Annotated in this window: 7 protein-coding genes and 3 tRNA genes; 6 read left to right on the forward strand and 4 right to left on the reverse strand. The window is 70.9% G+C overall.

Annotated features, from left to right (window positions below; genetic code table 11):
• Positions 1 to 96 precede the first annotated feature (96 nt).
• From AB0C36_RS41650 to AB0C36_RS41665, 4 genes are read right to left on the reverse strand one after another with little or no spacing between them, the layout of a single operon-like run.
• Complete coding sequence (locus AB0C36_RS41650) at positions 97 to 690, reverse strand: GTP-binding protein (RefSeq protein WP_231778304.1); 594 nt, start codon at positions 688 to 690, stop codon at positions 97 to 99.
• Positions 671 to 1150, reverse strand: coding sequence for a DUF742 domain-containing protein (locus tag AB0C36_RS41655; RefSeq protein WP_358364656.1), 480 nt, complete (start codon positions 1148 to 1150; stop codon positions 671 to 673). Before AB0C36_RS41655 ends, AB0C36_RS41650 begins: the two co-directional genes overlap by 20 nt.
• Positions 1042 to 1464, reverse strand: coding sequence for a roadblock/LC7 domain-containing protein (locus tag AB0C36_RS41660; RefSeq protein ID WP_231778306.1), 423 nt, complete (start codon positions 1462 to 1464; stop codon positions 1042 to 1044). Before AB0C36_RS41660 ends, AB0C36_RS41655 begins: the two co-directional genes overlap by 109 nt.
• Positions 1461 to 5438 (reverse strand): sensor histidine kinase, encoded by a 3978-nt coding sequence (locus AB0C36_RS41665; RefSeq protein ID WP_358364658.1) that lies wholly within the window; start codon positions 5436 to 5438, stop codon positions 1461 to 1463. The genes AB0C36_RS41660 and AB0C36_RS41665 overlap by 4 nt, the downstream gene beginning before the upstream one ends.
• 665 nt (positions 5439 to 6103) lie before the next feature.
• Between AB0C36_RS41665 and AB0C36_RS41670 the strand changes: the two genes are divergently transcribed.
• From AB0C36_RS41670 to AB0C36_RS41695, 6 genes are all read left to right on the forward strand, one after another.
• Positions 6104 to 6271 (forward strand): hypothetical protein, encoded by a 168-nt coding sequence (locus AB0C36_RS41670; protein WP_358364660.1) that lies wholly within the window; start codon positions 6104 to 6106, stop codon positions 6269 to 6271.
• Between the two features lie 89 nt (positions 6272 to 6360).
• On the forward strand, positions 6361 to 7143 hold the full coding sequence (locus tag AB0C36_RS41675; RefSeq protein ID WP_358364663.1) for a fumarylacetoacetate hydrolase family protein: 783 nt from the start codon (positions 6361 to 6363) through the stop codon (positions 7141 to 7143).
• On the forward strand, positions 7136 to 8635 hold the full coding sequence (gene gltX / locus AB0C36_RS41680) for a glutamate--tRNA ligase (RefSeq protein ID WP_358364666.1): 1500 nt from the start codon (positions 7136 to 7138) through the stop codon (positions 8633 to 8635). The genes AB0C36_RS41675 and gltX overlap by 8 nt, the downstream gene beginning before the upstream one ends.
• A gap of 176 nt (positions 8636 to 8811) precedes the next feature.
• Positions 8812 to 8883: transfer RNA gene (locus tag AB0C36_RS41685), tRNA-Gln, on the forward strand.
• Positions 8884 to 8944: 61 nt separating this feature from the next.
• Positions 8945 to 9017, forward strand: a tRNA-Glu gene (locus tag AB0C36_RS41690).
• 90 nt (positions 9018 to 9107) lie between these two features.
• A tRNA-Glu gene (locus tag AB0C36_RS41695) sits at positions 9108 to 9183 on the forward strand.
• The last annotated feature ends 14 nt before the right edge of the window (positions 9184 to 9197 follow it).

Here is a 9197-nt window from a genome sequence, read left to right on the forward strand (position 1 = left end):
GACGATTCCCGCCGCACGGCGGACCACCGCACCGGATCCACCCGCCCGACTCCGTTGTCCGACACGATGGTCCGGGAGAACTCCCCCGGACCGCGATCAGCGCAGTCGCGCCATCAGCGCGTGCTCGACGAGCGTGATGAGCGTCGACTTGGCCGACTCGCGGCGCCGCGCGTCACAGCTGACGATCGGCGTCTCGGGGCCGATCTGCAGCGCCTCGCGCACGTCGTCCGCGTGATGCGTCTGCACACCGTCCCAGCAGTTGAGGGCGATGATGAACGGCAGCCCGCTGTTCTCGAAGTAATCGATCGCGGGGAAGCAGTCCGCCAGGCGGCGGGTGTCCACGATGACGACGGCGCCGATGGCGCCGCGGACCAGGTCGTCCCACATGAACCAGAACCGGTGCTGACCCGGTGTACCGAAGAGGTACAGGATCAGGTCCTCGTCCAACGTGATGCGGCCGAAGTCCATCGCGACCGTCGTGGTTCCCTTGTCGGGCGTGGCCGCGATGTCGTCGATCCCCGCGCTGGCGGAGGTCATGACGGCCTCCGTACGCAGCGGCGCGATCTCCGAGACCGCCCCCACGAGCGTCGTCTTGCCCACGCCGAAGCCGCCGGCCACGACGATCTTGGCTGAGGTCGTGGAGGACCGCGGCGCCGGGACCGGTCCCGGGCTAGAGCTTGCGAAGTCCACTGAGCACCCTTTCGAGCAGCGTCACGTCCGGCTGCCCCTGGTCGTTCCCCGGCTGATGGATGACCACGAGTCCGGCCTCGGCGAGGTCCGCGACAAGCACGCGGGCGACGCCGAGGGGGATGGAGATCAGGGCCGAAATCTCGGCGACCGACTTGACCTGCCGGCACAAGTCGCAAATGCGCTGGTGCTCAGGCAGCAGGCCAGGTGGATTCGCCACCTGGGGCGTGGTGGTCACCAGGGCCTCCAGCGCGAGCTGGTACCGCGGCCTGGTGCGGCCACCCGTCATGGCATATGGGCGTACCAGGGTCTCGTGGAACTCCTGGTCGCCGTGTTCGGACATCTCCGGATGCGTCATCGCGGCAGGGCACCTTGGAGTTCCGCGCGAAGGGCCGGAGTGAGGACCGTGCCGGCGCGGTCGACCAGCAGGGCCATCTCGTAGCCGATGAGGCCGATGTCGCACTCCGGCGACGCCAGCACGGCCAACGAGGACCCGTCGGAGATCGACATGATGAACAGGAAGCCCCGTTCCATCTCGACCACCGTCTGCGTGACGTGCCCGCCCTCGAAGATGCGGGACGCACCCTGCGTCAGGCTGGTCAGGCCGGATGCCACGGCCGCGAGCTGGTCGGCTCGGTCCCGCGGAAAGCCCTCGGACAGGGCGAGCAGCAGGCCGTCCGCGGAGACCACGACCGTGTGGGAGACACCGGGGGTGTTGTCCACGAAGTTCGTGATCAGCCAGTTCAGGTTCTGCGCGGCCTGGCTCAACTCAGTCATGCCTGCTCCTGGTTGTTCTCGTCACGAGGCTGCGGGGCCATTCCCCCGGCCCCGGCAGTGCGACCTTGCTGAATGCCTCGGCGGAAGTTGGTCAGTCGACCACGGACGTCGTCCGGGTTGCGCGACAGGCCGGACGCCCCGTCCTGCGGAACCTGCGCCGCGCCACGGGGAGTTCCCGGGGTGAGCGGCGCGGCGGGACCGCCGGTGCGGGTGCCGGGGACCGGGCCGGGTGCCTGGGGCGCGGTGCCCCCGACACCGCCCGGAACCAGGTTGGCGCGCGGTACGCGGCGCGGCAGGCCGGCCGTCGTCGTTCCGCCCGAAGCGGGTTCGCGCGCGGCCTCGGCCGCCCGCCAACCCTCGTCGCCGGCCGAGTACCACCCGGACGGCGCCTGCTCCGCGGCCGGCCGACCCGGCTGCGGCGCGGCGGGCTGCTGCGGCTGCTCCACCGGGGCGGCGTGCGCCGCCTGGCGCAGCGGCTGCTGCGGAATCCCCTGCGTCTCGGCCGGTGCGGCCGGTCCCGCGTGGGAACGCCGGGGCAGCTGCGCCTGCTCCGAATCACGTTGCGGCAGCGGCGGGTTGGTGCTTCCCGGGGTCCGCCGGTCCAGCCCCTGCGATTCGGTTGCCGCGAGCGAATCCGCGGCGTCGTCGGCCTCAATGCGCGAGGTGCGCACCTGCGCGGCGCGCATGCGCCCGCCGCGGCCGGTCCGACGGTGGAACCAGTCCGACTCGAGGGTCTCGAAGATCGGCGACCGCTCGTCCTCGATCGCCTGCGGCAGCGCGACCGAGTCGTCGAGTGCGTTGAGCGGCTCCGGCTGCGCCGGCAACTGCCGGTGCTGCGGAGGCTGTTGCGGCAGCTGCTGGGGCACCTGGTGCTGTGGTGCCGCGGGCAGGCCGCGGGCTTGCTGCGGCTCCGGCTGGGCGGGAGCGGGGCGGCCCTGCTGCTGGCGGCCGTCCTGGTACAGCGCCCGCGGGTCCTGCTGCGCGGTCCGGGCGTCGGCCTGCTGCGGCGCCGGCTGCTGCTGGCGCACCGGGGAATTCGGCGTGCGCAGCGCGGGCAGCGCGTCGCCGGAACCGGGCTGCGGCTGCTGCGGACGGGCGCCGGGGTCGCGCTGACCCTGGCCGTCCGCACCGGTCCTGGGGTCGACGCGCGGCGCCTCGGTGCGGCGCTGCGGTGCCTCGTAGGCCGGCATCTGCGGCGGCGGGGCGACCGGCGACAGGCTGTCGTACTCCGGGCCGGACCACGCGGACGCGCGCTGCTGCTGCGGCGGTTCGGCCATCGGCATCGCGCCGGTGTCCTGGTCGCCGCGGCGCGGCAGGCCGCCGCCCTGACCGCGGTCGGTGCCGCCGTGCTCGGTGGGCTCCGGGTCGAACCGCGGCTGCTGGTACGGCTGTTCGTAGTCCGGTCGGGCGTACGCGCTGGGCTGCGCGTACTCGCCGAACGGCTGCTGCGCCGGCTGCTGCTGGTCGTACTGCGGACGGTCGTACGCCGACTGCTGCCCGCTCTCGTGCCGGCCGGCCTGGTGCTGGCCCGTCTGCGGCCGACCGATCTGGTGCTGACCGATCTGGTGCTGCCCGGTCTGGTGCTGCCCGGTCTGGTACGGGCTCTGGTGCTGACCGGTCTGGTGCTGCGGCTGCTCCGGCGCGAACGGCGACGCGAACTGCGCGGTTCCGCCGTCGACCGGGCGGGCGTCCTCGGCGCGCGGTGCCTGCGGCGCGACCGGCGCGAACGGGTTGTCCGCGTCGTTCTGCTGCGGGAACGGCGTGCCCGGGAACGGGGTGTCGTGCGTGGCCGGGCCTTCGGCGAACGCCGACGCCGGCTCGTACGCGCCGTTCTGCGGCGCCTGGCCGGCCCGCTGCGGAAGCGGGCGGGGCGCCTCGCTGCGCCCGGCCTCCGGACCGGGACGCTGCGGTCCGGCCGCGGCGGCGGGCAGCGCCTGCATCTCCTGCGACGCGGTCAGCGCGTCGGGCTCCCAGCCCGGCGCGACGGCCGCGCGGCCGTTGGACTTGTCCCAGTTGCCGCCCGGGCGGTCGCCCTGGATCAGCTCGATCGGCAGCATGACCAGCGCGGTCGTACCGCCGCCGTCGCCGGGGCGCAGCTGGACGCGGATGCCGTGTCGGGTCGACAGGCGGCCGACCACGAAGAGGCCCATGCGCCGGGATATGGAGACGTCGACGACGGGCGGCCGGGCGAGGCGCTGGTTCGCGTCCGCCAGGTCGTCGCCGGTCAGGCCGATGCCGTTGTCGTGGATCTCGATGAGCGCGCGGCCGTCCGGGAGGATGTGGCCGGTGACGCGGACCTTGGTGTGCGGGCTGGAGAAGGTGGTCGAGTTCTCCAGCAGCTCCGCGAGGAGGTGCACGAGGTCGTTGACGGCCCGGCCGGCGATGTCGGTCGTGGGCAGGGCGCCCAGTTCGACACGCTCGTACTGCTCCACCTCGGATGCCGCGGCGCGCAGTACGTCGACCAACGGGACGGGGCGCGTCCAGCGGCGGCCCGGCTCTTCACCCGCGAGGACCAGGAGGTTCTCACCGTTGCGGCGCATACGGGTGGCGAGGTGGTCGAGCTTGAACAGGTTCGCCAGCTGGTCGGGGTCCGCCTCGCGGTTCTCCAGGTCGGAGATGAGCGCGAGCTGACGCTGGATCAGGCTCTGGCTGCGGCGCGACAGGTTGACGAACATCGAGTTGACGTTGCCGCGGAGGAGGGCCTGTTCGGCCGCGAGCCGGACGGCCTCCGTGTGGACGGCGTCGAACGCGCGGGCCACCTGGCCGACCTCGTCGCGGGTCGCGACACCGATCGGCTCGACGCTCAGGTCGACGTCCCCGGGTTCGGACTCCGCGAGGCGGCGGACCGTCTCCGGCAGCCGCTGCTCGGCGATCTCCAGGGCGCTGCGGCGCAGGGTGTTGAGCGAGCGGACCAGCGAACGCGCCACGATCACACCGAGGATGATCGTGAAGAGCAGGGCCGCGACGACGAGGACGGTGTTGACGAGGGCGTCCTTGCGGGCCTCGTCACGCAGGCTGTCGGCCTTGTCGAGCAGCTGGTCGCCCATCTGGGTCTCGAGCTGCATCATGTGCGACAGGTAGTCGCTGGCCAACTTGTACCAGGCTTCGGGCGATTCGTAGCCCGGCGTCCCGCCGAGGCCGCTGACGACGGTCTGGAGCCCCCGGTCGTCCGTGGCGACCATGTGCGTGGCGATCGCGTTCAGCATGGCGGCCACGTCGCTGCCCTTGCCGGCGCTGAAGACGTCGGCGTACCGGCGGTTCTCGTCGGGCGTCGCCACCGCCTGGAAGGCCAGGATCGCGTCGTCCTGGCCGCCCTGCAGCAGGCTCTTGAAGCCTTCGGCCGCGTCGGCGTAGGGGAATTCGGGGCGTCCGCCGTATGCGGCGCCGATCGCACGGCCCGCGGAGATCTGCGCCTTGAGCTCACCGAACAGGCCGAGCGCACGGGCGCCCTGCACCAGAGCGGGGTCTCGGGTGATCTCGGGGGCCTGCTGGTTGATCGACAGCAGCGCCTCGATGATCTCCTGGTAGGCCTTCACCGTGCTGAACGGGTACGTCAGGTACGCGTTCTTGCGGATGTTCGCCAGGCCGTTCATCTTCTCCGAGATCACGCGGACCGTGGACTCGATGAGCGGCAGGTCCTCGAGGTCCATCTTGGCGACGGCGGCCTTGAAGCGCTCGAACTGCTCGTTCGTGCGCTGGTAGCGCGTCGTGATCTCGGGGACCTTCTCGGCCTTGTCCCCTCGGGCGAGGGGGTAGGCGCTGAAGTCGCGTTCCTCCTCCAGGAAGCCGACAAGCGTGGTGGATTCGTCGATGACCGCGCCGGCCTTCTGCACGACGTCCATCTCGCGGGTCGTGTCGACGGCGGACTGGATGCGCAGTCCGCCGAGCAGCGCCGCGACGATGACGGGCAGCAGCAGCAGCGCGGTGATGCGCGTACGGATGCGCCAGTTCTTGATGGAGAACAGCAGCTTCAACCGCGAAGGAGCCTGCGGGGCTCGACTGGCGGTGAGCTCTTGGGGTGGGCGCATGTCTGCGGGCCCGACAGCGGCCGGGGCTTCCGCGGATTCCTGCTGCCTCTTCCGACGTCCCTGCACTAGCTTCGCAACCTCTTGTGACCAGTCGTTGACCCGCCGGATCGGCGAGGCTTGTGTGCGGAGATCCCGGGCGGGACCTCGCTTGGGAACCACCCCCGTGGTCGCACGCATTTCAGCACAGCCCAGAGGCCGCAACAAGATAGCGGGGTCCGGAAAAATCCGGATTCCAGAGAACTGGGCCAGACAATCCCTTCGCCCAGGTTTGACCCGTTATTACCGGTCGCAATCGGACATAAGGACCCAGGTTTGGCTGGAATCCACAGAGGTGAAAATCACAGGTTCCGTGGGGAACTCGGTTACTCACTGCAATTGTCACAGCACCGTGCGTGAAACTTCGGCAATCGTAGCCTTTGCCCGGCCCCGGAGAACGGGGCCCGACTGACGTAACCATCAGTAACCTTGATATTCAAGAGGCCGCGCGCAATCGGCGGCGTGGATTCACCACGTGTGCCCGGCGTGCCTGCCGACCCGGTCGACCCTACGCGTCGACCGCATGCGTGCACACCCGACCGACCACCCGATTCGAAAGGGCGGACAACTCCGTCATGAGCCTGAGCACCCACCGTACGAACACCGCCAACCCGCGCCGTACGCAGCTCGACACCGTGCCGGTCCGCCCCGAGGGCCTCGACGAGGACACAACGCCCGTGCCGCTGGAGACCGGCCCCACCGCGAACCCGCGCCGCACGAACGTCATGGAGCAGCAGAACTGACGCACCGCCGCACGGCGCTGCGGGCCGGGCCCGCGGGATAGCCTGGGGGCGACCAGAACGTCCCCCGATTGATCCCGAGGTCCCGGCCCGTGCGCATCGTCAGGTTCTCCACCGGCGACTCCTATTCGTTCGGCGCGGTGGGGAGCCCCCGCGACCAACCCGACGAACTGGTCGTCGCCGAACTCGACGGGCATCCGTACGCCGGCATCTCGCTCACCGGGCAGAGCCACCGGCTCGCCGACGTGCAGCTCCTGTCGCCGGTGCTGCCCAGCAAGATCGTCGGGATCGGCAAGAACTACGCGGACCACGCCGCCGAGATGGGCGGCGAGGTCCCCGAGGTGCCGATCGTGTTCCTCAAGCCGTCCACCGCGGTGGTCGGCCCGGACGCGCCGGTGGTCTACCCGGAGATCTCCACCGAGGTGCACCACGAAGCCGAACTGGCCGTGGTGATCGGGCGCCTGTGCCGCGACGTACCCGCCGAGCGCGTCGCCGAGGTCGTCTTCGGCTACACCTGCGCGAACGACGTCACGGCGCGCGACCTCCAGCGCAGCGAGGGCCAGTGGGCCCGGGCCAAGGGCTTCGACACCTCGTGCCCGCTCGGGCCCTGGGTCGAGACCGAGCTCGACCCGTCCGACCTCGCCGTCACCTGCACGGTCAACGGGGACCTGCGGCAGGCCGGGCGCACCTCGCAGATGGTCCGCAGCATCACCGACCTGGTCGTCCATGTGACGGCCGCGATGACGCTGCTCCCCGGTGACGTGATCCTCACCGGGACCCCCGCGGGCGTCGGCCCGCTCCAGGTGGGCGACGAGGTCGCCGTCACCGTCGAAGGCATCGGAACTCTCACCAACAGGGTGATCAAGCGTGGCTAGCGAGCCCCAGGGCGCCGATGTGCGCGTCCGTTTCTGTCCCTCCCCGACCGGCAACCCGCACGTCGGGCTGATCCGCACCTGCCTGTTCAACTGGGCGTTCGCGCGGCACCACGGCGGCACCTTCGTCTTCCGGATCGAGGACACCGACGCCGCGCGCGACTCGGAGGAGTCGTACGAGCAGCTGCTCGACGCCCTCAAGTGGCTCGGGTTCACCTGGGACGAAGGCCCCGAGGTCGGCGGCCCGCACGCGCCCTACCGCCAGTCCCAGCGGATGGACATCTACGCGGACGTCGCCAAGCGCCTGCACGAGGCCGGGCACGCGTACGAGTGCTTCTGCACCACCGAGGAGCTGGAGCGGCGCCGCGACGCCGCGCGTGCCGCCGGCAAGCCGTCCGGGTACGACGGCCACTGCCGCGACCTGAGCGCCGAGCAGGTCGCCGCGTACCGTGCGGAGGGCCGCGACGCGATCCTGCGCTTCCGCATGCCCGACCGCACGATCACCTTCACCGACCTGGTGCGCGGCGAACTGAGCTTCGAGCCCGAGCACGTGCCCGACTACGGCATCGTGCGCGCCAACGGCCGGCCGCTCTACACGCTGGTCAACCCGGTCGACGACGCGCTGATGGAGATCACCCACGTGCTGCGCGGCGAGGACCTGCTGTCCTCGACGCCGCGTCAGATCGCGCTGTACGCGGCACTCGCCGACATCGGCGTCGGCAACGGCACCACGCCGCGCTTCGGGCACCTGCCGTACGTCATGGGCGAGGGCAACAAGAAGCTCTCCAAGCGCGACCCGCAGTCGTCGCTCAACCTGTACCGCGAGCGCGGGTTCATCCCCGAGGGCCTGCTGAACTACCTTTCGCTGCTCGGCTGGTCGCTCGCGCCCGACCGCGACTACTTCTCCGTCGAGGAGATGGTCGCGGCGTTCGACATCGCGGACGTCAACGCCAACCCGGCGCGCTTCGACCTCAAGAAGTGCGAGGCGGTGAACGCCGACCACGTGCGCGCGCTGGCCCCCGAGGACTTCCGCGACCGCCTGGTCCCGTTCCTGCAGAACGCCGGCCTGCTGCCCGCGCAGCCCACCGCCGGGCAGTTGGACCTGCTGGGCAAGGCCGCGCCGCTCACCCAGGAGCGCATGGTCGTGCTCGGCGAGGTCGTCGGCATGCTCGGGTTCCTGTTCGTGGCGCCGGAGGACTTCACGCGCGACGAGGCGGACAGCGCCAAGGTGCTGACCGCGGACGCCGCCCCGGTCCTGGAGGCCTCCGTCACGGCCCTGGAGTCCGTGGAGTGGGCCACGGACCCCATCCAGGCCGTGCTGCGCGAGGCGCTGGTCGACGGCCTGGGCATCAAGCCCAAGAACGCCTTCACCCCGCTGCGCGTCGCGGTCACCGGCCGCCGCGTGTCGCCGCCGCTGTTCGAGTCGATGGAACTCCTGGGCCGCGAGGCGACCTTGGCCCGTCTGCGGTCCGCGCTGGACGTCGCGCGCGGCTGATCCGCGTCCGTCCTCGCCCGGTCCGTCCGGGTGTGCGCACCGTCCCGCGAGGGCGGTGCGCACCCCGACCGGTAACCCGTTTTGGTCGGGCCCGCCTGATCGGGTAAAGTTCTACTCGTTCCGCCCCGCAGGGGGCCGGGACAAGCCAGCAAGATCCCTTTCACGGGGTCGAGCATTGGGGTATGGGGTAATTGGCAGCCCGACTGGTTCTGGCCCAGTTAGTCTAGGTTCGAGTCCTGGTACCCCAGCTGTGTCGCCGCAAGGCGACACGGCTGGCGATCACCGCAAGGTGGTCGGCAGTTTGAGTTTGGCCCCGTTGTGTAGCGGCCTAGCACGCCGCCCTCTCAAGGCGGTAGCGCGGGTTCGAATCCCGTCGGGGCTACTCGAGAAACACACCGAGGCGTACTTTGGAACGCCTCGCCGTTCGATCGGCGACGATGCGACGGACACCATCCCCTCGGGGATGGGCTAGGGCCCCGTTGTGTAGCGGCCTAGCACGCCGCCCTCTCAAGGCGGTAGCGCGGGTTCGAATCCCGTCGGGGCTACCACGTACGAAATCCCC

This window comes from Streptodolium elevatio (genome assembly GCF_040649515.1).
Classification (GTDB): Bacteria; Actinomycetota; Actinomycetes; order Streptomycetales; family Streptomycetaceae; genus Yinghuangia; species Yinghuangia elevatio.